The sequence below is a fragment of the Amycolatopsis sp. NPDC114504 genome (assembly GCF_055633595.1).
On record NZ_JBVKDU010000004.1, the window covers coordinates 382,272 to 404,406 of the forward strand.

Consider the following 22,135-nt stretch of genomic DNA (forward strand, 5'->3'; position numbering starts at 1 on the left):
TCGTTCGCGTCGGTGGTTTTCGCCTAGCCGCGGATCTTCGGGCATCCTCGGTGGCCTATGGACGCACTGCTCGGACGACGCCGCGAGACGGCGCGGCTCCAGGAACTGCTCGACGACGCGCGGCGGTCGCGCGGGGGTGCCGTCGTGGTGCGTGGTGAGGCGGGGATCGGCAAGAGCGCCCTGCTGACGCGACTCGCCGGCGCCGCGCCGGAGTTCCTCGTCGTGCGCGCCGCCGGGGCCGAGTTCGAGACCGAGCTGCCGTACTCGGCGCTGCACCAGCTGTGCGTGCCCGTATTGGCGCACCTCGACGCGCTCCCGGCCCCGCACCGCACGGCGCTGCGGATCGCGTTCGGGATGGACACCGGCACGCCCGACCCCTTCCTGGCCGGCGTGGCGACCCTCGGCCTGCTGCTGGAGCACGACCGGCCGCTGCTGTGCCTGGTCGACGACGCCCACTGGCTGGACCGCGCCTCGGCGCGGGCGCTGGCGTTCGTGGCCCGCCGGGTGGCCGCCGAGCGCGTGGCGATCGTCTTCGCCGCGCGCGAGAGCCCGGCCGAGCTCACCGCTCTGTCCACTGTGGACGTCCAGCCGCTCGGGGAGGCGGCGGCGCGGGCCCTGCTGGACCGCGAGATCCGGGCGCCGTGGGACGACCGCGTCCGCGATCGCGTCCTGGCCGAGGCTCGCGGCAACCCCCTCGCCCTGGTGGAGCTGGCCGCGACGGCCGGACTGACCGGGCTGGCCGGCGGCTTCGGCCTGCCCGCCCCGGCCGCCGCCGAACGGAGCTTCCAGGCCCGGCTCGAAGGCCTGCCCCCTCAGGTCCGGCTGCTGCTGACCGTGGCCGCCGCCGAGCCGGTCGGCGATCCGGGCCTGCTGTGGCGGGCGGCGGAGCTCCTGGGCATCGAGGCGCCGGCCGACGTCCCGCTGGTCGAGTTCGGCACCCGCGTCCGGTTCACGCACCCGCTGGCCCGCTCGGCGGTCTACCGGGCCGCGACCGAGACGCAACGCCGGCAAGCTCACGACGCGTTGGCGCGGGTCAGCGACCCGCTCACCGACCCCGACCGCGTCGCCTGGCACCGCGCGCGGGCCTGCGCCGGGCCCGACGAAGACGTCGCCGCGGCCCTCGGCGATTCGGCGGCCCGCGCACAGGCCCGTGGCGGGGTGGCCGCCGCGGCGGCGTTCCTGGAACGAGCGGCGGCGCTGACCGTCGACCCGGGACGGCGGGCCGAGCGGGTCCTGGCCGCGGCCGAGGCCAAGCTGTCGGCCGGGGACTTCGACGTCGCCGCCGAGCTGCTGACCACCGCGGATCCGGACGATCCGCGCGCCGACCTCCTGCGCGGCCGGCTTTCGTTCGCCCGGTTCCGCGGCGACGACGTCCCGACCGAACACCTGCTCCGCGCCGCCGCCCGGCTCGCGGACAAGGAGCCGGGCGAAGCACGCGCGATCCTCGTGGACGCCCTCGAGATGGGCGTGCTGACCGGTGGCCTCGACGCGGTCCTCGACGCCGCGCGGACCGCCCCGCCCGCGCCCGGGCTCACCACCGGCACCGACGTCGTGCTGGACGGCGTGGTGGCCCTGGCCGGCCAGGGCCACCGGGCCGCGGCGCTGCGCGCGATCGTGGCCGAGAGCACCGACCCGGCGTGGGAGCGTTGGCCCACGCTGGGCTACCTGCTCGCGGTCGAGCTGTGGGACGCCGACGCCATGCACGCCATCGCCGCGCGGGTCACCGCGGCCGGCCGCGAGTCCGGGTCCTTCCACCGGCTGCCGATCGGGCTGGCCATGCTCGCCACCTTCACCACCCACGCCGGGGACTTCGGGGCGGCCAAGGCGATGGTCTCCGAGGAGGAGGCGATCGCGGAGGCCACCGGCGCCGCTCCCCTGGTCTACCCACGCCTGCACCTGGCGGCGCTGCGCGGCCGGCGCGAAGCCGCCGAGGAGCTGTTCGCCGAGGTCGGGCCGCACATGAGCCTGAGCGTCCGGTACGCGGCCGCCGTCCTGAACAACGGCCTAGCCGACTACCCCGCGGCGCTGGCGGCGGCTCGGGAGGCCGTCGCGAGCGGCGATCTCGGCCTCGCGGGCCTGGCCCTGCCCGAACTGGTCGAAGCGGCCGTCCGCGGCGGCTCCGCGGACGAGGCCCGCACCGCGCTCGCGGCTCTGACCGGACGCGCGGGCACGAACTCCTGGGGGCGGGGCATCGAAGCGTACGCACGCGCCCTCGTCCACGACGACGAAGACGCGTACCGGCAGGCGGTCTCGCTGCTGGCCGCGAGCCCGATGGCGGTCAGCGCCGGGCGCGCCCACCTCGTCTACGGGGAATGGCTGCGCCGCCGGGGAAGACGCCGTGACGCCCGGGCCGAACTGCGCCGGGCCCACGAAATCCTGACGGAGCTAGGCGCGGAAGCCTTCGCCGCCCGGGCGGCGGGCGAACTGCGGGCCACCGGGGAACGCGCCCGCAGCCGCTCGGCCCCGGCGTCGGACGCCCTCACGGTCCAGGAAGTGCACATCGCCCGCCTGGTCGCGGAGGGCGCCACGTCCAAAGAGGTCGCCGCGACGCTGTTCGTCAGCCCGCGGACCGTCGACGCCCACCTGCGCAACATCTTCCGCAAGCTCGGCATCACGTCCCGGCGTCAGCTGCGGGACCTGCCCCTGCGCTAGGGCGCCGGAAAACCGGTGGAGCCGCACCGCGGTGCGCCACTACGGTGCTACGAACTCCGCCGCCTGCCGAAGGGCCCGCCGTTGTACACCCTGTGAGACCTCCCGAGTGCTGAATCGTCGCGCGTCGCGCTGTGCGCCGCGCTTCTTCTTGCTGCGGATTTCTCACTGGAACGGGTGTATTTGCTGTGCTCGAAAACTGGGTGGTCATCCCCACCTGCCTGCCGCTCGTCCTCCGCCGTTGCCACGTCTGCGCGGCCGAACGCTTCCGGACGAGCGGGAAGTTTCGCGTCAACGCCAACCACAAGCTCCTCGACGCCTGGCTCCTCGCGCTCTGCACCGAGTGCGGGGACACCGTGAAGCTCACGGTCCTGGACCGCGTGAACGTGCGCTCCGTCCGGCCCGCACTGCTGGACCGGTTGCACGAAAACGATCCCGGCCTGGCCGCCGAGCTGCTCCGGGACCCGGTGCTGCGACGCCGCAACCACATCGCCCTCGACTGGGAAGGCGCCTGGCGCCTCGAGACCGGCGGAGTGGACCTGCGGGACCGCGAGGTGATCGACGTCGCGGTCCGCTTCGCCGCGCCGATCCCGGTCCGGCCCGCGCGGCTGATCGCCGAAGGGTGCGGTCTTTCGCGGGCCGAGGTGGAGCGGCTGATCACCGAAGGGAGGGTGGTTTCGGCGGTCCGGCTGAGCGGCAAGCTCTCCGGCGACTTCACCTTCACACTGAAACGCTGAACGCCGAACGCTGAACCCGGAAGGCGAGCCGCTCACCGACCCGAGCGGCTCGCCTTCCGGAACTCCCGGTTGAGGCTCGCGATGCTCGCGAACGGGATCCCCTTCGGGCACGACGCCACGCACTCACCGGTGTTCGTGCAGCCGCCGAAGCCCTCCGCGTCCATCGCGTCCACCATGTCCAGCACCCGGCGGGCGCGTTCCGGCTGTCCCTGCGGCAGCAGGCTCAGGTGGGTCACCTTCGCCGCGGTGAACAGCGTCGCCGAGCCGTTGGGACAGGCGGCCACGCAGGCGCCGCAGCCGATGCACGTCGCGTTGTCGAACGCCAGGTCCGCGTCCGGCTTGGGCACCGGTGTCGCGTGGGCGTCCGGGGCGCTGCCCGTCGGGGCGCTGACGTACCCGCCCGCCTGGACGATCCGGTCGAGCGCCGACCGGTCGACGACCAGGTCCTTGATCACCGGGAACCCCTTGGCCCGCCAGGGTTCCACGTCGACGACGTCGCCGTCTTCGAACGACCGCAGGTGCAGCTGGCAGGACGTCGTGCGTTCCGGGCCGTGCGCCTGCCCGTTGATCACGACGCCGCACGAGCCGCAGATGCCCTCGCGGCAGTCGTGGTCGAAGGCCACCGGCTCTTCGCCGTTCGCGATCAGCTCCTGGTTGAGCACGTCCAGCAGCTCGAGGAAGGACATGTCCGGGCTGAGGTCGTCGACCGGGTAGGACACCAGCCGGCCCTCGGTGGCCGGGCCGGCCTGCCGCCAGATGCGGACGGTGAGTTTCACGTGTAGCTCCGCTGGGTCGGGTGAACGTGGTCGAAGACGAGTTCTTCGCGATGCAGCACGGGTTTCTCGCCGTACTCCCACGCCGCGACGTACGAGAAGTGCTCGTCGTCGCGCAGAGCCTCGCCGTCGGCGGTCTGGTGTTCTTCGCGGAAGTGCCCGCCGCAGGACTCCTCCCGCGCGAGCGCGTCGATCAGCAGCAGCTCGGCCAGCTCCAGGAAGTCCGCCACCCGGTTCGCCTTCTCCAGCTCCTGGTTCAGCTCGCCCGCGACGCCGGGGATGCGGACGTCCCGCCAGAACTCCGCGCGCAGCCCCGGGATCCGGTCCAAGGCCTTGCGCAGGCCCTCACGGCTGCGGGACATCCCGCAGTGGTCCCACATCAGCAGGCCCAGCTCGCGGTGGAACGAGTCGACCGAGCGCGTCCCCCGAACGGAGAGCAGCCGCGATATCCGGTCGCGCACCTCGGTTTCCACCCGCGTGACCTCGTTGTGCTGCGGGGACACCGACTCCAGAATGGTGCCGCCGAGGTAGTCGTTGAGGGTCGCCGGGAGCACGAAGTAGCCGTCGGCGAGACCCTGCATCAGCGCCGACGCGCCGAGCCGGTTGGCGCCGTGGTCGGAGAAGTTGGCCTCCCCGATGACGAACAGCCCGGGGATCGTGCTCTGCAGGTCGTAGTCCACCCACAGCCCGCCCATCGTGTAGTGGATGGCCGGGTAGATCCGCATCGGCGTCCGGTAGGGGTCCTCCGCCGTGATGCGCTGGTACATGTCGAAGAGGTTGCCGTAGCGGGCTTCGATCGCCGGGCGGCCCATGCGCTCGATCGCGTCGGCGAAGTCCAGGTAGACGCCCAGGCCGCCGGGACCGACGCCGAAACCGGCGTCGCACACGTTCTTCGCCGCGCGCGAGGCGATGTCCCGCGGTACCAGGTTGCCGAAGCTCGGGTACAGCCGTTCGAGGTAGTAGTCGCGCTCGTCCTCGGGGATCTCCCCCGGCGGCCGCTCGTCCCCCTTCAGCTTCGGCACCCAGATCCGGCCGTCGTTGCGCAGCGACTCGCTCATCAGCGTCAGCTTCGACTGGTGCTCGCCCGACCGCGGGATGCACGTCGGGTGGATCTGGGTGAAGCACGGGTTCGCGAAGTACGCGCCGCGCTTGTGCGCGCGCCAGATCGCCGTCGCGTTGGAGCCCTTGGCGTTGGTCGAGAGGTAGAAGACGTTGCCGTAGCCGCCGGTCGCGAGGACGACGGCGTCGGCGAGGTGCGTCTCGATCTCCCCGGTCACCAGGTCGCGCGCGACGATGCCGCGCGCCCGGCCGTCGACGACGACCAGGTCGAGCATCTCCGTGCGCGGGTGCAGCTCGACGTTCCCGGCGTCGATCTGCCGGGACAGCGCCTGGTAGGCGCCGATCAGCAGCTGCTGCCCCGTCTGGCCGCGCGCGTAGAACGTCCGCTGCACCTGCACGCCCCCGAACGACCGGGTGTCGAGCAGGCCGCCGTACTCCCGTGCGAACGGCACGCCCTGCGCCACGGCCTGGTCGATGATCTGCGCCGAGACCTGGGCCAGCCGGTACACATTGGACTCCCGCGACCGGAAGTCGCCGCCCTTCACCGTGTCGTAGAAGAGGCGGTACACCGAGTCGCCGTCGTTGCGGTAGTTCTTCGCCGCGTTGATCCCGCCCTGCGCGGCCACCGAGTGCGCGCGCCGCGGCGAGTCCTGGAAGCAGAACTGGACGACGTGGTAGCCCTGCTCGGCCAGCGTCGCGCCGGCCGACCCGCCGGCGAGCCCGGTGCCCACGACGATCACGCGGTGCTTGCGCCGGTTCGCCGGGTTCACCAGCTTCGCGGCGAACTTCCGTTCGTCCCAGCGGTTCTCCAGTGCGACCGCGGGTACCTTGGTGTCGGCGATCGGGTCGCCCTGCACGTAGTCGGACATCAGTCCACCAGTCCCGTCATGATCGCGACCGGGACGAGCGCGTAGCCGCCCGCGATCACGACCGCCGTCGTGCTGCCGAGGATCTTGATCGCCCGTTCCCGCCGCGCGCTGGTGACGCCCAGGGTGCGCGCGGCGCTCGCGAAGCCGTGGTGGATGTGCAGACCCAGCATGGCGAGCGCCACGAGGTAGATCACGTTGACCCACCAGACCTGGAAGTCCGCGACGAGGCTGTGGTACGGGTCACCGGGCACGAAGTCCCGGTTCACGGTGCCCACGGTGAAGTCGAGGATGTGCCAGACGACGAACACCGCCAGCGTCGCGCCGCCCCAGCGCATCGTGCGCACCGCGAAGGTCGCGCGCACCGGCCGCCGGTGGACGTAGGCCACCGGCCGCGCCCGGAGGTCCCGCCGGACCAGCTGCACCGCCGCCGTGACGTGCAGGACGAGCGCGATCAGCAGGACCACGCGCTGGATCCAGAGGAACCAGGCGTAGTGCAGGACCGGCTCGCCGATGGTCCGCAGCCAGTGCGCGTAGTGGTTGAGGTCGTCGGCACCGAGGAACGTCTTGAGGTTGCCGACCATGTGCGCGAACACGAACGCGAGCAGGAGCGCGCCGCTCACCGCCATGACGATCTTCTTGCCGATCGTCGAGTCCCAGAACCGGCGGACGGTCGAACGGCGCTCGAGGTCAGTTACCACCCGATCGACGGTAAGAGCGGTTTCACCAGAGGTCAAAGACATGATAGCTCTGCATTCGATAGTGAACAGCTATCGTGGGGTCATGCAGCTGCACCAGCTCGCCTACTTCGTGGCCGTCGCGGAGCACCGACACTTCACCCGCGCCGCCGAAGAGATGCGGGTCGCGCAACCCTCGCTGTCCCAGCAGATCCGCACGCTCGAACACGACCTGGGCGCGCCGTTGTTCCACCGGATCCGCGGCAACGTCTCGCTCACCGAAGCCGGCGAGGTCCTGCTGCCGATCGCGCGGCGGATCCTGGCGGAGACCGAGTCCGCGCGGCTCGCGATCCGGGAGCTGGACGAGCTCGACCGCGGCCGCGTGCGGCTCGGCGCGCCGCCCAGCCTGTGCACCGGCCTGCTGCCCGCGATGCTCTCGGCGTTCCGCCGCCGGTACCCGGGCATCCAGCTGGAGCTGCACGAAAGCGGGTCGGGCGACCTCCGGCAGCGGCTGGCCGAAGGTGCGCTGGACCTGGCCCTGCTGGCCGGTGCCCGGATGTCCGGCGACCCCCACCTGGCGGCGACACCGCTGCTGCTGGAGGAGCTGGTCGTGATCTCCCCCGTGGACGCGCCTGTTCGGAAGGCCCGGATCGACGTCCGTGAGCTCGCCGACGTCCCGCTGGTGATGTTCCGCCGCGGCTACGACGTCCGGGAGGCGACGGTCAACGCCTGCCGCGCGGCCGGGTTCGAGCCGTCGTTCGCGATCGAGGGCGGCGAGATGGACGCTGTGCTGGAGCTGGTGCGCGCCGGTGTCGGGTCCGCGGTCGTCCCGAGCACCGTGGCGGGTGAGCGCTTCCTGATGACCCGCTTCGCGCCGGAAGCGGGCATGACCCGGATCGTGCAGCTGGCCTACCGCAAGGAGGTCGAGCCCACCCGGGCCGTGCGCGCGCTGCGCACCGCGATCGTCGGGTTCGTGGCCGACCGCGCGAGCCTCCCGCCCGGTATCGAGTCCCTTGTGGACAGAGTCCTTCCGGGCAGAGGGGGTGCCCGACCAACGGAGGGTTGACCGCGGGGGCGTTCCGGAGTGCCATGGACGCCGTGAATCGTCTGCGCTCGGCCGCCGTGCTCGTCGTCCTCGCCGGTTCCCTCGTGGCCCCGGTCCCCGCCGCCGCTTCCACCGGCCTGGGTTTCGACCTCGACGCCGCCACCATTCCCGAACTCCAGCAGCGGATGGACCACGGTGGCCTCACCGCCGTCCGGCTGACCACGGCCTACCTCCACCGCATCGACGCCGTCGACGGCAAGGTCCACTCGGTCGTCGCCGTCGACCCGGGCGCGCTCCGCGCCGCCGCCGCCAGCGACGCCCGCCGCCGCGCGCACCACACGCTCGGGCAGCTGGACGGGATCCCGGTGCTGCTCAAGGACAACATCGACACGCGCGCGCAGCCGGCGACCGCGGGTTCGCGGGCCCTGCCGCGCAGCCGGCCGGCCGCCGACGCGGCGCTGGTGAACCGGCTGCGGAGCGGCGGTGCGGTGATCCTCGGCAAGACGAACCTGTCCGAGTGGGCCAACTTCCGGTCGACGCATTCGACGTCGGGCTGGTCCGGGATCGGCGGCCAGACGAACAACCCCTACGTCCTCGACCGCAACCCGTGCGGCTCGTCGTCGGGCTCCGGCGCCGCCGTCGCGGCCACGCTCGCGCAGGTCGCGATCGGCACCGAGACCGACGGCTCGATCGTGTGCCCGGCGGGCGCCAACGACGTCGTCGGCGAGAAGCCGACACTCGGGCTCGTCAGCCGCACCGGCGTCGTGCCGATCTCGGCGGAACAGGACACCGCCGGCCCGATGGCGCGTCACGTCGTCGATGCCGCCGTCACGCTGTCGGTGCTGCAGGGCCGCGACCCGGCCGACCCCGCCACGGCGGCGATCCCCGCCGGGCAGCCGCGGGACTACGCGGCCCTCCTGCGCCCGGACGCCCTGCGCGGAGCCCGGATCGGCGTGTGGCGGCTGGCCGGCCTGGACGCCGACGTCGACCGCGTCACCGGCGACGCCGTGCGCACGCTGACCGCCCGCGGCGCCACGGTCGTCGACGTCGACCTGCCGTACCAGGACCAGATCGGCGCCGCCGAGACGCCGGCGCTGCTGACCGAGTTCAAGCGCGACCTGAATGCCTACCTCACGCACCGGCCCGGCCACCCCGCCACGCTCGACGAGCTGATCGCGTTCAACCGGCGCGACCCGGTCGAGCTGTCGAAGTTCGGCCAGGAGCTGTTCGAGCAGGCGGCGGCCGCGCCCGGTCCGAACGACCCGACGTACCGGCAGCAGCGGGCGACGGCCACTTCGCTGGCGCAGCGGTCGATCGACGAGACGCTCTCGCGGCTGCACCTGGACGCGATCGTCGCGCCGACCAACAGCCCGGCGTGGAAGACGGACTACGCCGCCGGCGACGCGTTCGTCCTCGGCTCGTCGACCCCGGCGGCCGTCGCGGGCTACCCGAACGTGTCGGTCCCGGCCGGCTTCGCGGGCCCGCTGCCGATCGGCGTGTCGTTCTTCGCCGGCCGCTGGGCCGACGCCCGGGTCCTCGCCTTCGCGGCAGCGTTCGAGCGCGCCGCCCCGGCCCGCCGCGCACCGGCCTTCCTTCCGACTCTCGGCTCGTGAGCCGTCGACACCCACGAGAAGTGAGCCTTATCGATTCAGTCACCCTCTGCTAGCCTGCGTCGCGGACCCGCGCACGGCAGCGCCGCCGGCGCCCCTGGGGAACATCTTCAAGGAGCTGGAATGACGGCAATCGCCCGTGTTCATGGTCGTGAAGTCCTCGACAGCCGGGGCAACCCGACCGTCGAGGTGGACGTCGTGCTGGCGGACGGCTCGCTGGGCCGGGCCGCCGTCCCGTCGGGTGCCTCCACCGGCACGCGGGAGGCGGTCGAGCTCCGTGACGGCGACAAGGCCCGCTACCACGGCAAGGGCGTCCGCAAGGCCGTCACCGCGGTCAACACCGAACTCGCCGACGCGGTCATCGGCCTGAACGCCGAAGCGCAGTCCGAGGTCGACGCCGCCCTGATCGCGGCGGACGGCACTCCCAACAAGGCCCGGGTCGGCGCCAACGCCACGCTCGGGATCTCCCTGGCCGTCGCCAAGGCGGCCGCGGCCGCGAACACCCTGCCGCTGTACCGCTACGTCGGCGGCGTCTTCGCCCACCAGCTGCCGATGCCGATGATGAACATCGTCAACGGCGGCGCGCACGCCGACAACCCGATCGACTTCCAGGAGTTCATGATCGGCCCGGTCGGCGCGAAGACCTTCGCCGAGGCCGTGCGGATGGGCTCGGAGGTCTTCCACACCCTGCGCGCGTCGCTGAAGAAGGCCGGCCACGGCACCAACGTCGGCGACGAAGGCGGCTTCGCGCCCAACCTCGCTTCGGCCGACGAAGCGCTCGAGTTCGTCGTCCGCGCGATCGAGGAAAGCGGCTACACCCCCGGCGAGGACATCGCGCTGCTGCTCGACCCGGCCGCGTCGGAGTTCTACGCCGACGGCGTCTACGACTACCGCGGCGAGGGCATCAAGCGCAGCGTCGAGGAGCACGTCGCCTACCTCGCCGACCTGACCACGCGCTTCCCGATCGTCTCCATCGAGGACGGCCTCGCACAGGACGACTACGACGGCTGGAAGCAGCTCACCGACGGCATCGGCGACCGCGTGCAGCTCGTCGGCGACGACGTCTTCTGCACCAACGTCAAGCTGCTGCAGGACGGGATCGACCGCGGCATCGGGAACTCGATCCTGATCAAGGTCAACCAGATCGGCACGCTCACCGAGACGCTGCTGACCGTCGACACCGCGCACAAGGCGGGCTACTCGGCCGTCATGTCGCACCGTTCCGGCGAAACCGAGGACACCACGATCGCCGACCTCGCCGTCGCCACCGGCTGCGGCCAGATCAAGACGGGTTCGCTGTCCCGCTCCGACCGCACGGCCAAGTACAACCAGCTCATCCGCATCGAGGAGGAGCTGGGCGCCGAAGCGCGCTACGCCGGCCGCGCCACCCTCCGCGGCAGCCGCTGATCGGCGGACCGGGCCGATCTGTAGTCACATAGGACGGGTGAACTCTTTCCTGGACAAGGTGGACGAACGGCTCGGCGACGGGCTCGAGCACGTCCTGTGCGCCCACCACCGGCGGCGGCTGCGCGCGCTGGGGTGGGGTGACGTGCTCGAGCCGGGCGGCGACCGGTTCGGCGGCCGGGCGGCCGTCCGTGACGGCACCCGCGTCGAGGTGCTGATCGACGGCGAGGAGGTCCTCCCGGCGATCGAGAAGGCCATCCGGGGCGCGAAGTCCCACGTGCACCTCGCCAACTGGCACGCCAGCGCCGACTTCCGGCTGACCCGCGAGCCCGGCTCCCCCACCCTGCGGGAACTGCTCGCCGAAACCGCCGCGGGCGGCACCCGCGTCCAGCTGCTGCGCACGATCCCGAACTCGACCTACGACTTCGCCCCGAAGGGCGAGTTCACGATCCTCGACGGCTACCTGCGCGCCCTGCGGTCCGCGCGCCGGCTGGTCTACCTGGAGAACCAGTTCCTCTGGTCGCCCGAGATCGCCGAGGTGCTCCTCGACAAGCTGCGCGACCCGCCCGACGACCGCTTCCGCATGGTCCTGCTGCTCCCCCGCAAGCCGAGCAACGGCGCCGACACCACCCGCGGCCAGCTGGGCCGGCTCCTCGACGCCGACGACGGCCACGGCCGCCTGCTCGCGACGACGATCAGCGCGCATGACGGGGACGCCTCCTCCCCCGTCTACGTCCACGCGAAGCTCGGCATCGTCGACGACGAGTGGCTGACCGTCGGGTCGGCGAACCTCAACGAGCACTCGCTGTTCAACGACACCGAGGTCAACATCGCGACCGACGACGCCCGGCTGGCCCGCACGACGCGGCTGCGCCTGTGGGCCGAGCACCTCGGCCGGGACGTGACCGAGGTGGACGGCGACCCGGCCGACGTCGTCGACCGGCTCTGGCGGCCCCTGGCCGAGGAGCAGCTGGAGCGGGAGAACCGGGGCGAACCCCGCACCCACCGGCTCGTGCTGCTCCCCGGTGTCTCCCGGCGATCGGGCCGGCTGCAGGGACCACTGCGTGGACTCCTCGTCGACGGCTGAAGCGAAGACCGCCCGTGCGCCCTAGATTGGGCGGCATGACCTCCACCGCCGAAAAGGCCACCCGGTTGCAGGAGCTGCACGCCGCGCCCGAGCTGCTGCTCGTCGTCAACGTCTGGGACGCCATCACCGCCAAGGTCGTCGCCGAGACGCCCGGCACGCAGGCCCTCGCCACCCCCAGCCACGGCATCGCCGCCTCGCGCGGTTACCCGGACGGCGAGAAGATCCCGCGCGACGAGATGATCGCCGAGGTCGCGCTGATCGTGCGGACGGCGGGCGATCTGCCCGTCACCGCCGACCTCGAAGCCGGCTACGGCGACCCCGGCGGCACCATCGCCCGGGCGATCGAAGCCGGAGCCGTCGGCGCCAACCTCGAAGACCAGATGAAGCCCCTCGGTGAAGCCGTCAAGGCGGTCGAAGCCGCCGTCGAGGCCGCGCAGAAGGCCGGCGTCGACTTCGTGCTCAACGCCCGCACCGACGCCTTCATCAAGACCGACCCCGAGACCGCGCTCACCGAGGCGATCACCCGCGGCCGCGCCTACCTCGACGCGGGCGCGTCCAACTTCTTCGTGCCCGGCAAGCTCGACGAGGCCCAGGTTGCGCGGCTGGTCGAAGAGCTCGGCGAGCGCAAGGTCAACCTCATCGGCATCCCCGGCTCGATCCCCCTCAAGCGCGCGCAGGAGCTCGGCGTCTCCCGCGTCTCGTACGGCCCGTGGAGCCAGAACGTCGCCCTGACCGCGCTGGCCAAGCTCGCCGAAGACGTCTACGCCGGCGGCGGCCTGCCCGCCGACACCCGCAAGCTCAACTGATCAGCGGATCCGCAGGCGGCGCATGAGTTTGAGCCCGGACAGCATGCTTTCGACGTACTTCTCGTAGCCCTGTCCGGGCCGCGGGCCCATCACCTGCTTCTTCAGCACGGCCAGGTTCTGCCCGTCGGTGTACTTGAGCAGGCCCTGGTCGCCGTGGCGGGCGCCGACCCCGGAGCTCTTCACGCCTCCGGACGGCGTCCCCTTCGCGGCGAAGGCGGTCGCGAGGATGTCGTTGATGTTGACGTTGCCGGACTCCAGGCGCGCGCCGACCGCCCGCGCGGCGTCGATGTCACGGCTCCAGACGGAGGCGTTGAGGCCGTAGTCGGTGTCGTTGGCCAGCTCGACGGCCTCGTCGACCGTGCGGTACCGGTGCAGCGCGATCACCGGCCCGAAGGTTTCGGTGACACCGCAGACCATGTCCTTCGTGACGCCTTCGAGGATCGTCGGCTCGAAGAACGCCGGCCCGAGGTCGGGACGCGGCTTGCCGCCGCAGAGCACGGTCGCGCCCTTCGCGACGGCGTCGTCGACGTGCTCCTTGACGCGGCGCATGTGGTCGGGCGAGACGAGCGAGCCCATGTCGGGCCCGAAGTCGTAGGCCGCCCGGACGTCCAGCGCTTCGGTCGCCGCCACGAACGCGTCCTTGAACTCGTCGTAGCGGGACTCCGGCAGGTAGATCCGCTCGATGTGCATGCAGATCTGGCCGGTGTTGCCGAACGCGCCGAAGATGGCACCCCGCACGGCTTCGGCGATGTCGGCGTCGTCGAGGACGATCATCGGGTTCTTGCCGCCGAGCTCCAGGCAGCAGCCGATGAGGTTGCGCCCGGCCCGCTCGCCGATCACCCGCCCGGTGGCCGTGGAGCCGGTGAACATCACGTAGTCGGCCTGGTCGATGAGGGTCGGGCCGACGTCCGGACCCTCACCGCAGACGACCTGGAACAGGCCCTCCGGCAGGCCGGCCTCCTCCAGCATCGCGATGCCGTAGAGCGGCGAAAGCGCCGTCTTGTTGTCCGGCTTCAGGACCACCGCGTTGCCGGCCATCAGCGCCGGGATCGCGTCGGAAATGCCGGTGGCGAACGGGAAGTTCCACGGCGCGATGATGCCGACGACCCCCTTGGGCTGCCGGACCTCGGTCGACGACGTCAGCATCGGCACCGGGCCGCCGCGCTTGGTCGGCGCCAGCAGCTTGGCCGCCCGCCGCAGGTAGTGGCTCATCACCATGGCGGGATCGCAGGTCTCCTCGATCGCCATCCGCCGGTTCTTGCCGCTCTCGACCTGGATGAGGTCGGCGACGGCCCGCGCGCGATCGACGAACAGCGCGTGCGCCCGCTTGAACACCGCCAGCCGCTGCTTGAGCGGCGTCGCCGCCCACCCGCGTTGCGCCTCGCGGGCCACGGCGAACGCCCGCTCGATGTCGGCCGGCGTCGACTGCGGCAGCTCGACGAGCACCTCGCCGGTGTAGACCTCGGTGAGCTTCCAGGTCTCGCCCGACGATCCGGGCACGCGGGCGACCAGCTGCCGCAGGAACGCGTCGGTCACCGACGCCGGACGGCCGAGCTCGAGCGGGGTCACCGTCACGATCCACTCCCCAAGACGAGCTGAGCGCCCACTTCGCCGATCATGATGGCGGGCGCGTTCGTGTTGCCGCCGGTGATCGACGGCATGATCGAGGCGTCGCAGACCCGCAGGCCCTCGACACCGCGCACCTTGAGGTCCGGGCCGACGACGGCGAGCTCGTCGACGCCCATCCGGCAGGTGCCGACGCCGTGGTAGACCGACGTCGCGCGGTTCAGGATCGCGTCGCGCAGCGCCTGGCCGCGCAGGTTCGCGCCCGGGTGGATCTCCTCCTTGACCGCGCCTTTGAACGCCTTCGACGCGAAGATCTCGCGCGCCATCTCCGAGCCCTCGCCGAGCACTTCCAGGTCGGCCGGGTCGGAGAGGTACTGGAAGTCGATGAGCGGCGCGGCCGTGGGATCGGCCGAGGCGAGCCGGAGCGTGCCGCGGCTCTTCGGGTAGATGAGCGTCGTCAGCACGGTGAGGGCGGGCCGCGTGTCGACGTCGTGGCGGATCGGCGCGTCCTGGTTGGGCGACACGTACGCCCATGGCAGGAGGTGCAGCTGGAGGTCCGGGACCGCGCCGGCCTGCGAGGTGCGCAGGAACGCGACCGCCTCGAAGACGGAGTTCGCGAGGAACGTGGTGCCGGGCCGCAGCAGCTCGCGGGCCAGGCCGCGGGCGAAGTACGGCGCCGAGCCCTTGTTCTTGCTGGAGGACACGTGGAACGTCAGCGCGTGGAACATGTGGTCGTGCATGTTGTCCCCGACCGGCAGGTCGGCGAGCACGTCGATGCCGTGTTCCTTGAGGTGCTCGGCGCGGCCGATCCCGGACAGCATGAGCAGCTGCGCGGAGCCGGCGAACCCGGCGGAGAGGATGACCTCCTTGCCGGCGCGGACGACGCGTTCCCCGCCACCGTCGACGACCTCGACGCCGACGGCGCGGCCGTTCTCGAAGACGACCTTCTTCGCCAGCACCCCGGTCTGGAGCTGGAGCGTCGGCGGGGCGAGGTGGTGGAGGTAGCCGCGCGAGGCGCTGTAGCGGAGGCCGTCGGCAGCGTTCTGCTGCATCCGGCTGACGCCCTCTTGGGATTCGGCGTTGTAGTCGTCGAGGATCTTGCAGCCGAGGGCGTCGGACGTGGCGTCGATGAACTGCAGCGAGCCCTCTTGGGGGATCTTGTTGCGGGTGACCCGGATCGGGCCGCCGGCGCCGCGGAAAGCGTTCTCGCCGTCCTCGAAGTCCTCCATGCGCTTGTAGGCGGCGTTGACGCTGTCGGCGTCCCAGCCGGTGTTGCCCTCGGCGGCCCAGGAGTCGAAGTTGGCGCGGTTGCCGCGGACGTAGACCATGCCGTTGATGGAGCTGGAGCCGCCGACGACCTTACCGCGCGGCACCGGCATCCGGCGATCGAGAACGTGTTTCTGCGGCACGCCCCAGTAGCCCCAGTCGTAGGGCTTCTTGAGCTGGGGCACCGCGTGCATCGGGCCCACCAGCCCGGGCTTCTTGATCAGCAGGTGCTCGTCGCTCTTCCCGGCTTCGAGGACGATCACGCTGGCCCCGGACTGCGCCAGCCGCCCCGCGATCGCCGCCCCCGAGCTCCCCGACCCGACGACGACGTAGTCGGCTTCGTCGCCGCGCGGCGCCTTCTTCGCCATGTCCGCTCCTCGGTCCGGCTCCGCCACAAACTGTAACCTGTTCTAGTTTGCTCACGGTATAGCTTCGCCGCCTCGGAGCGCAACGGGTACGCCTAGGTACCGCCCATGGCCTTCTTGATCTCCGCGACCAGCTTGCGCACCCGCCGGGTGTCCAGGCTGCCGTAACAGAACGTGTTCATGTCGACCTGGTCGCCCCCGCTCGCGGGGTTCTTCACGACTTCGGTGGACGCGCCTTCGACGGAGAACGTCAGCCGGCCGGGGCGGGAGAAGCCGGGCTCGGAGTTGCTGATGCTCTTGATCTTCGTGACGCTGAAGGTGTGCTTGCGGTCGTCGCCGAAGAAGCCGTCCTTGAGGGCCGCGCTGATGGTGACTTCCGTGCCGCTGAACCGGATCGACCGCCGTCTCGCGCGCATGCTGCCTCCTCGCGAAACTGTAGGCAGTCACCCCATCGAGCGACAAGCGGCCAAGTGTGACATCGCGTCACGATCCGCCACTATGCTCAGTCCGGGCGTCCATCCGGCGGCGTCCGTTCGAGGGGGATCCATGTCTTCGCAGTACCCGTCTTCCCAGTACCCGCCTTCCCAGCACCCGCCGAACCCGCCGCAGTGGATGCAGGTGGCCCCGGCCCCACCCGGCCCGCGGGGGCGCAACACGTTCGCGGTCGCGTCGCTGATCCTGGGGATCCTCGGCGTCTGCGGGTTCTCGCTGGTGCTCGGCCTGATCTTCGGCATCATCGCGCTGGTGCAGATCGGCCGGACGAACCAGACCGGCCGCGGGATGGCGATCGCCGGGATCGTGATCAGCCTGGTATGGGTCGGTGCGCTGACGATCGGCGTGATCGTCCTGGTGAACCGCGCCGAGCTGCTGGGAACGACCCCGACGATCGTCGGCCTGAAGCCCGGCGAGTGCTACACGGCGCCGCCGGCGTACAGCCTCGACGCGACGAAGGTGGCGTGCACGGTGCCGCACGACGGCGAGGCGTTCGCGACGGTGCCGTTGAAGGGCTATTTCGAGGGCGAGTACCCGGGCGAGGACACCCTGGAGGCCCAGGCGAAAGCCGGCTGCGACACCCAGCGGACGGCGGTCTTCGGGGCGGGTTACGTTCCGCCGGTCGAAGCCTCGGTGGGTGTCTTCTACCCGGACAGCAAAGCTTGGCTGGCCGGGAAGTCCGCCGCGGTGTGCACCTTCCAGGTCACGGCGGACAAGCAGCTGACCGCACCGCTCCCCCACTGACCCGGCGAGCGGTCAGAGTCCTCGCCGCAGCGCGTCGGCCGCCCGGGCAAGATCGGCGCGGACCTCCCTGGCCGCCCGGGTCGCGCCGCTCGGCTGGTGACGCTGGAGGCTGAGCGCGTACACGTTCCACAACCCCGTGACCGCCGCCGCCGTGATGCGGACGACCGGGTCGTCGGGGGTCGTGCCCGCTCGGGTGGCCAGCGCCTCGACCGCGGCCTCCGTCAGCCGGTCGCGGGCCGCGCGGTGGTGGGCCACCAGCGCCGGCGTCGTCCGGATCAGCTCGCCGAACCGGCGGACCTCCGCCCAGCTGTGCCGCCGCGCCGACGCGACGAGGAAGTCCAGCTCCGCGCCGAGCACCTCCAGCGCCGCGTCCAGGGGCGGGCTCTCGGCGAGCCGTGCGCGCAGCGCGTCCACCTGGGTGTCCCAGCGGTCGGCGAGCAGCGCTTCCTTGCTGCCGAAGTGGTTGAAGACCGTCTTTTCCGTCACCCCGCACGCGCGCGCGACGTCGGCGACGCGGACCGCGTCGAACCCGCGCTCCAGGAACATCACCGTCGCCGTGTCCGACAGCTGCTGCCGCAGTTCGCGCTTCCGCCGCTCCCGCAGCGTCTCGGGTTTCAGCACCAGCACATCGTACAGCAGGAGTACTGTTTACAGTGACTGTAGCGAATGGAGTGACTGGATGAGCGAGTTCGAGATCGTCCGCGAGTACCCGCAGCCCCGCACCCGGGTCTGGCGCGCCCTCACCGACCCGGCGCTGGTGCCGCGGTGGACGTCGACCGGCCGCGGCGGCCGACCCGAAGGCTTCGCACCCGAAGTCGGCACGAAGTTCCGGTTCGTCGGCCGGCCGGTCCCGGGCTGGGACGGCATCGTCCGCTGCGAAATCCTCGCCGCCGACGCGCCCGAGCTCCTGAGCTTCAGCTGGCGCAACCAGGAAGCCGACGCGCCCAGCACCGTGACGTACCACCTCGACGACACGGCGACCGGCACCCGCCTCACCTACCGCCACACGGGGTTCCGCGGCGCCGGCGGGTTCTTCATGTCCCGGCTGCTGCACCGGGTCCGGCGCCGGATGCTCACCGAGGGCCTGCCCGACGTCCTCGCCGAACGCGACTGGTAACGGCCACCGGACATTCCCCCGCCGACGGACCGGACCCTCACTCCTACACCGGGTCCGGCTCCATCCCCAGCACGTCGTCGGTGAGCCCGGCCGCGAGAGCCCGCAGCGCCGCGTCCAGGTACACCGTCAGATCCGCGTCGGCGCGGGCGGACCACCGGTCGTACGCCGCGCGGCAGGCCGCCAGCACCGCGCGCCCCACCACCAGCGGGTAGAGCGAATCCTCCGGCTGCCCGGACCGGCGGGCCACGAACGCGCTCACCGCGCGCTCCCACGCGTCGTAGTGGACCGCCGCGCTCGCGGCCAGGTCCGGGACCGTGCTCAGCAGCGTCATGCGCCGGCGCAGCTCCGGCACGTCGTCCGCGCGGTAGTGGTTGGCCTCGAGCACGGCGCGGCGGACCGCGTCGAACACCGGCAGGTCCGCCGGCGACTCGGCGAGCAGGGACCGGATCGTCGCGACCTCGGTGTCGAACTCGTTCCAGAGGACGTCGGCTTTGGCGTCGTAGTACCGAAAGAACGTCCGCCTGCTGACGCCGGCCGCGGTGGCGATCTGGTCGACGGTCGTCTCGTGGAAGCCCTGTTCGCTGAACAGCCGCAGCGCGGCGACCTCGAGCTCCCGGGCGCTGGTGCCCGGCGGGCGGCCCCGCCGGTTCGCGGGCCGGGCGAGCATCTCATCGGTCATCCGGGTGCCGTTTCGTCGAGGGCCTTGATTATTGACACGGGGTGACACTACTCTCCCGTCTATTCGACACTCAGTGCCGAAAATCATCACTGCCGAAGGAGTCAGGATGACCGAGAACGCCCCCACCACCGAACCCGCCGCGACCGACGAGGCCCTCACCGAGGAGCTCCTGGTCGAAGAGGTCTCCATCGACGGCATGTGCGGTGTCTACTGAGGTCTCGCCGGCGGGTTTCGACCTGGACGGCGCGTGGCGCCTGGACGACCGGGTCTCGATCCGGCCCGAGCGGTTCGGCGCCCTGCTGTACCACTTCGGCACCCGCCGGCTTTCCTTCCTGAAGAACCCGACGCTCCTGGACGTCGTCCGCGGCCTCGCCCGGCACCCGGACGCGCGCGCGGCCTGCGCCGAAGCCGGCGTCGGAGCCGGGGAGCTGCCGAGGTACCGCGCGGCGCTCGCCGCCCTCGCCGCCTCGCACATGATCCAGCCGAGGAGTCTCTGATGTCCCTTGTGGACGAATTCCAGTACGGGCTCGACGCGCCCATCTGCCTCACCTGGGAACTGACCTACGCCTGCAACCTTTCCTGTGTGCACTGCCTTTCCTCCTCGGGACGGCGCGACCCGCGCGAGCTGAGCACCGCGGAGTGCAAGGCGCTGATCGACGAGTTCGAGCGCATGCAGGTCTTCTACGTCAACATCGGCGGCGGCGAACCGACGGTGCGCCCGGACTTCTGGGAGCTCGTCGACTACGCCACCGAGCACCACGTCGGCGTCAAGTTCTCCACCAACGGCGTCAAGATCACACCCGAGGTCGCCCGGCGTCTCGCGGCGAGCGACTACGTCGACGTCCAGATTTCGCTGGACGGCGCCACCGCCGAGGTCAACGACCACGTCCGCGGCCCCGGTTCGTACGACACGGCGATCCGCGCGATGCGGAACCTGGCCGACGCGGGATTCGAGAACTTCAAGATCTCCGTGGTGATGACGCGCCACAACGTCGGCCAGCTCGACGCGTTCAAGGCCATCGCCGACCGCTACCGCGCCCAGCTGCGGATCACGCGGCTGCGCCCGTCCGGCCGCGGCGCCGACACCTGGGACGAGCTGCACCCGACCGCAGCCCAGCAGCGTTCGCTGTACGACTGGCTGGTGGCCCACGGCGAGAACGTCCTGACCGGCGACTCGTTCTTCCACCTCGCCGGCTACGGCGAGGGCGACCTGCCGGGGTTGAACCTGTGCGGCGCCGGGCGCGTCGTGTGCCTGGTCGACCCGGTCGGCGACGTCTACGCGTGCCCGTTCGCCATCCACGAGACCTTCCTCGCCGGCAACGTCCGGGACGTCGGCTTCACCCCCGTGTGGCGGGAGTCCGAGCTGTTCACGTCGTTGCGTTCGCCGCAGAGCGGGGGCGCGTGCGAGTCGTGCTCGGCGTTCGACGCGTGCCGCGGCGGGTGCATGGCGGCGAAGTTCTTCACCGGCCTCCCGCTCGACGGGCCCGACCCGGAATGTGTGCGCGGGCACGGCGAGCTGGCTCTTGCGGGCGTCACGAGCGTCCCGAAGCCGTCGCTCGACCACTCCCACCGGAAGCGCGAGCCGGTCCCGGTCACCATCGGGATGCGCCGCCCGCCGGAGCGCGCCTGCGACGAGAACCCCCTCGCGGGATTCAGGAACTGACCGTGCGGCTCGCGGACCTGCCCTGGCCGGACGTCGCTTCGCGGGCGACGTCCGGCGCGATCCTGGCCGTGCCGGTCGGCGCGACCGAGCAGCACGGCCCGCACCTGCCGCTCTCGACCGACACCGACATCGCGCTCGCGCTGTGCGACCGGCTCGCCGCCGTCCGGGACGTCCTGGTGGCGCCGGCGGTGGCGTTCGGCTCCAGCGGCGAGCACGCGGGGTTCGCCGGGACGCTGTCGATCGGCCAGGCCGCGACGGAGCTGCTCCTGCTGGAGCTGGGCCGGTCCGCGGCGGAGACATTCACGCGGCTGCTGTTCGTCTCCGCGCACGGCGGCAACGCGGCACCGGTCGCGCGTGCCGTCGCGCGGCTGCGGGCGGAGTCCCGTGACGTCGAGGTGTTCCAGCCCCACTGGGACGGCGACCCGCACGCCGGACGCCCGGAAACGGCGCTGCAGTTGGCTTTACGGCCGGCGGTAGTGCGCATGGACCAGGCGACCGCGGGCGATTGCCGTCCCCTGAGCGAGGTGCTGCCGCTGCTGCTGGAGGGCGGGGTGCGCGCGGTGAGCCGGATCGGCGTGCTCGGCGACCCGACCACCGCGACGGCCGCGGAAGGCCTCACTTTACTGGACGAGATGACTGATGAGCTGGTGTCCCAAGTGGACGGTTGGCGATGAGGACCGCGCTCGTCACGGGAGCGGCCCGCGGGATCGGAGCCGCGACGGTCCGGCACCTGACGCGCGAGGGGTACGCGGTGCTGGCGGTCGACATCGCCGCCGACGACCCCGCGTTGCCGTACGCGCTGGGGTCGTCGGCAGAACTGGCCGAGGTCTCGTCGGAGACGTTCGTCGCCGACGTCCGGGATCCCTCGGCGCTGGCCGCGGCGGTGGCCTCGGTGGAAGACCGCTGGGGCGGCCTCGACGTCGCGATCGCGGCCGCGGGAGTGATCGCCGGCGGCGTGCCGTTGTGGGAGGTGCCACCGGAGCAGGAGGACGCGGTGTTCGACGTGAACTTGCGCGGGGTGGTCAACCTGGCCCGGGCGGCGATCCCGGCGTTGTTGCGGCGTCCGGAGCCGAGATCGGGACGGTTCCTGGCAGTCGCTTCCGCGGCGGCGACGAGCGGATTGCCGATGCTCGCGGCGTACTGCGCGGCGAAGGCGGGGGTGGCGGGGCTGATCCGAGCGCTGGGTGTCGAGCTGGGCGGCACGGGGGTAACGGCCAACGCGGTCAGCCCTGGTTCGACGGACACGCCGATCCTCGCCGAGAGCGCCCGGCTGTACGGCCTGCCGGGGGCGAGGGAGTTCGCGGCGCAGCAGCCGGTGGGCCGGTTGCTGGAGCCGGCGGAGATCGCCCGGGTTTTGGCATTTCTCGCGGCCCCGGAGAGCGGCGCGACGACCGGCGCGGTGGTGCCGGTGGACGGAGGGCTGGCCCTGTGACCGCGTTGGGTGAGGTGCCGATCGGCGCGGCTGGTTTGCTCGGCTTCCGGGTTGAACCGGACATCCGGCTCGCGGTCGGCGCTGCCCGCCCCGCCGGA

At 71.9% G+C, this 22,135-nt stretch carries 22 protein-coding genes; 14 read left to right on the forward strand and 8 right to left on the reverse strand.

Annotated features, from left to right (window positions below):
• The first annotated feature begins 57 nt into the window (after positions 1-57).
• Positions 58-2,652: an ATP-binding protein gene (locus ACZ7PG_RS31570; RefSeq protein WP_470242774.1), complete on the forward strand. Its 2,595-nt coding sequence runs from the start codon at positions 58-60 to the stop codon at positions 2,650-2,652.
• A gap of 185 nt (positions 2,653-2,837) precedes the next feature.
• Entirely contained in the window at positions 2,838-3,386 is a 549-nt protein-coding gene (locus ACZ7PG_RS31575; RefSeq protein ID WP_470242775.1) for a DUF1062 domain-containing protein, read from the forward strand.
• Positions 3,387-3,418: 32 nt separating this feature from the next.
• On the opposite strand, the gene ACZ7PG_RS31580 is transcribed toward ACZ7PG_RS31575, so the two are convergent.
• The 3 genes from ACZ7PG_RS31580 to ACZ7PG_RS31590 are packed head-to-tail and all read right to left on the reverse strand — an operon-like array spanning position 3,419 to position 6,785.
• Complete coding sequence (locus ACZ7PG_RS31580) at positions 3,419-4,162, reverse strand: succinate dehydrogenase/fumarate reductase iron-sulfur subunit (protein ID WP_470242776.1); 744 nt, start codon at positions 4,160-4,162, stop codon at positions 3,419-3,421.
• A complete protein-coding gene (locus ACZ7PG_RS31585; RefSeq protein ID WP_470242777.1) occupies positions 4,159-6,087 on the reverse strand; it encodes a fumarate reductase/succinate dehydrogenase flavoprotein subunit in 1,929 nt (642 codons plus the stop codon). Before ACZ7PG_RS31585 ends, ACZ7PG_RS31580 begins: the two co-directional genes overlap by 4 nt.
• Positions 6,087-6,785 (reverse strand): succinate dehydrogenase cytochrome b subunit, encoded by a 699-nt coding sequence (locus tag ACZ7PG_RS31590; RefSeq protein WP_470242778.1) that lies wholly within the window; start codon positions 6,783-6,785, stop codon positions 6,087-6,089. The genes ACZ7PG_RS31585 and ACZ7PG_RS31590 overlap by 1 nt, the downstream gene beginning before the upstream one ends.
• An 82-nt stretch (positions 6,786-6,867) precedes the next feature.
• On the opposite strand from ACZ7PG_RS31590, the gene ACZ7PG_RS31595 reads away from it, so the two are divergent.
• The 5 genes from ACZ7PG_RS31595 (at position 6,868) to ACZ7PG_RS31615 (ending at position 12,713) form a co-directional block, all read left to right on the forward strand.
• The gene (locus tag ACZ7PG_RS31595; RefSeq protein ID WP_470242779.1) at positions 6,868-7,827 is read left to right on the forward strand and encodes a LysR family transcriptional regulator; all 960 of its coding nucleotides are present in this window, start codon (positions 6,868-6,870) and stop codon (positions 7,825-7,827) included.
• Positions 7,828-7,850: 23 nt separating this feature from the next.
• Complete coding sequence (locus ACZ7PG_RS31600) at positions 7,851-9,419, forward strand: amidase (RefSeq protein WP_470242780.1); 1,569 nt, start codon at positions 7,851-7,853, stop codon at positions 9,417-9,419.
• 120 nt (positions 9,420-9,539) lie between these two features.
• Positions 9,540-10,823, forward strand: a complete 1,284-nt coding sequence (eno, locus tag ACZ7PG_RS31605; RefSeq protein ID WP_470242781.1) for a phosphopyruvate hydratase — start codon at positions 9,540-9,542, stop codon at positions 10,821-10,823.
• Positions 10,824-10,851: 28 nt separating this feature from the next.
• Positions 10,852-11,907: a phospholipase D-like domain-containing protein gene (locus ACZ7PG_RS31610; protein WP_470243651.1), complete on the forward strand. Its 1,056-nt coding sequence runs from the start codon at positions 10,852-10,854 to the stop codon at positions 11,905-11,907.
• Between the two features lie 35 nt (positions 11,908-11,942).
• On the forward strand, positions 11,943-12,713 hold the full coding sequence (locus tag ACZ7PG_RS31615) for an isocitrate lyase/PEP mutase family protein (RefSeq protein WP_470242782.1): 771 nt from the start codon (positions 11,943-11,945) through the stop codon (positions 12,711-12,713).
• Here the strand turns inward: ACZ7PG_RS31615 and ACZ7PG_RS31620 are convergent, their stop codons facing one another.
• The 3 genes from ACZ7PG_RS31620 to ACZ7PG_RS31630 all read right to left on the reverse strand — a co-directional run bounded on the left by ACZ7PG_RS31620 (position 12,714) and on the right by ACZ7PG_RS31630 (position 16,326).
• Positions 12,714-14,288: a succinic semialdehyde dehydrogenase gene (locus ACZ7PG_RS31620; protein ID WP_470242783.1), complete on the reverse strand. Its 1,575-nt coding sequence runs from the start codon at positions 14,286-14,288 to the stop codon at positions 12,714-12,716.
• Complete coding sequence (locus ACZ7PG_RS31625) at positions 14,285-15,913, reverse strand: GMC family oxidoreductase (RefSeq protein ID WP_470242784.1); 1,629 nt, start codon at positions 15,911-15,913, stop codon at positions 14,285-14,287. Before ACZ7PG_RS31625 ends, ACZ7PG_RS31620 begins: the two co-directional genes overlap by 4 nt.
• Positions 15,914-16,005: 92 nt before the next feature.
• Positions 16,006-16,326, reverse strand: a complete 321-nt coding sequence (locus ACZ7PG_RS31630; RefSeq protein WP_470242785.1) for a hypothetical protein — start codon at positions 16,324-16,326, stop codon at positions 16,006-16,008.
• A gap of 130 nt (positions 16,327-16,456) precedes the next feature.
• On the opposite strand from ACZ7PG_RS31630, the gene ACZ7PG_RS31635 reads away from it, so the two are divergent.
• Complete coding sequence (locus tag ACZ7PG_RS31635) at positions 16,457-17,146, forward strand: DUF4190 domain-containing protein (RefSeq protein ID WP_470242786.1); 690 nt, start codon at positions 16,457-16,459, stop codon at positions 17,144-17,146.
• A gap of 12 nt (positions 17,147-17,158) precedes the next feature.
• Here the strand turns inward: ACZ7PG_RS31635 and ACZ7PG_RS31640 are convergent, their stop codons facing one another.
• Entirely contained in the window at positions 17,159-17,767 is a 609-nt protein-coding gene (locus ACZ7PG_RS31640) for a TetR/AcrR family transcriptional regulator (RefSeq protein ID WP_470242787.1), read from the reverse strand.
• A 58-nt stretch (positions 17,768-17,825) separates the two neighbouring features.
• Here ACZ7PG_RS31640 and ACZ7PG_RS31645 point away from each other — a divergent pair, with 58 nt between their 5' ends.
• Positions 17,826-18,263, forward strand: coding sequence for an SRPBCC family protein (locus tag ACZ7PG_RS31645; protein ID WP_470242788.1), 438 nt, complete (start codon positions 17,826-17,828; stop codon positions 18,261-18,263).
• Between the two features lie 43 nt (positions 18,264-18,306).
• Here ACZ7PG_RS31645 and mftR read toward each other — a convergent pair whose 3' ends face one another.
• Entirely contained in the window at positions 18,307-18,942 is a 636-nt protein-coding gene (mftR, locus tag ACZ7PG_RS31650; RefSeq protein WP_470242789.1) for a mycofactocin system transcriptional regulator, read from the reverse strand.
• Positions 18,943-19,048: 106 nt separating this feature from the next.
• Here mftR and mftA point away from each other — a divergent pair, with 106 nt between their 5' ends.
• From mftA to ACZ7PG_RS31675, 5 genes are read left to right on the forward strand one after another with little or no spacing between them, the layout of a single operon-like run.
• Entirely contained in the window at positions 19,049-19,156 is a 108-nt protein-coding gene (mftA, locus tag ACZ7PG_RS31655; protein ID WP_470242790.1) for a mycofactocin precursor MftA, read from the forward strand.
• Positions 19,146-19,439, forward strand: coding sequence for a mycofactocin biosynthesis chaperone MftB (gene mftB / locus ACZ7PG_RS31660; protein ID WP_470242791.1), 294 nt, complete (start codon positions 19,146-19,148; stop codon positions 19,437-19,439). The genes mftA and mftB overlap by 11 nt, the downstream gene beginning before the upstream one ends.
• Complete coding sequence (gene mftC, locus ACZ7PG_RS31665) at positions 19,439-20,605, forward strand: mycofactocin radical SAM maturase (protein ID WP_470242792.1); 1,167 nt, start codon at positions 19,439-19,441, stop codon at positions 20,603-20,605. Before mftB ends, mftC begins: the two co-directional genes overlap by 1 nt.
• Before the next feature lie 2 nt (positions 20,606-20,607).
• Positions 20,608-21,279: a mycofactocin biosynthesis peptidyl-dipeptidase MftE gene (mftE, locus tag ACZ7PG_RS31670; RefSeq protein ID WP_470242793.1), complete on the forward strand. Its 672-nt coding sequence runs from the start codon at positions 20,608-20,610 to the stop codon at positions 21,277-21,279.
• Complete coding sequence (locus ACZ7PG_RS31675; protein WP_470242794.1) at positions 21,276-22,037, forward strand: mycofactocin-coupled SDR family oxidoreductase; 762 nt, start codon at positions 21,276-21,278, stop codon at positions 22,035-22,037. The genes mftE and ACZ7PG_RS31675 overlap by 4 nt, the downstream gene beginning before the upstream one ends.
• Positions 22,038-22,135 lie beyond the last annotated feature (98 nt).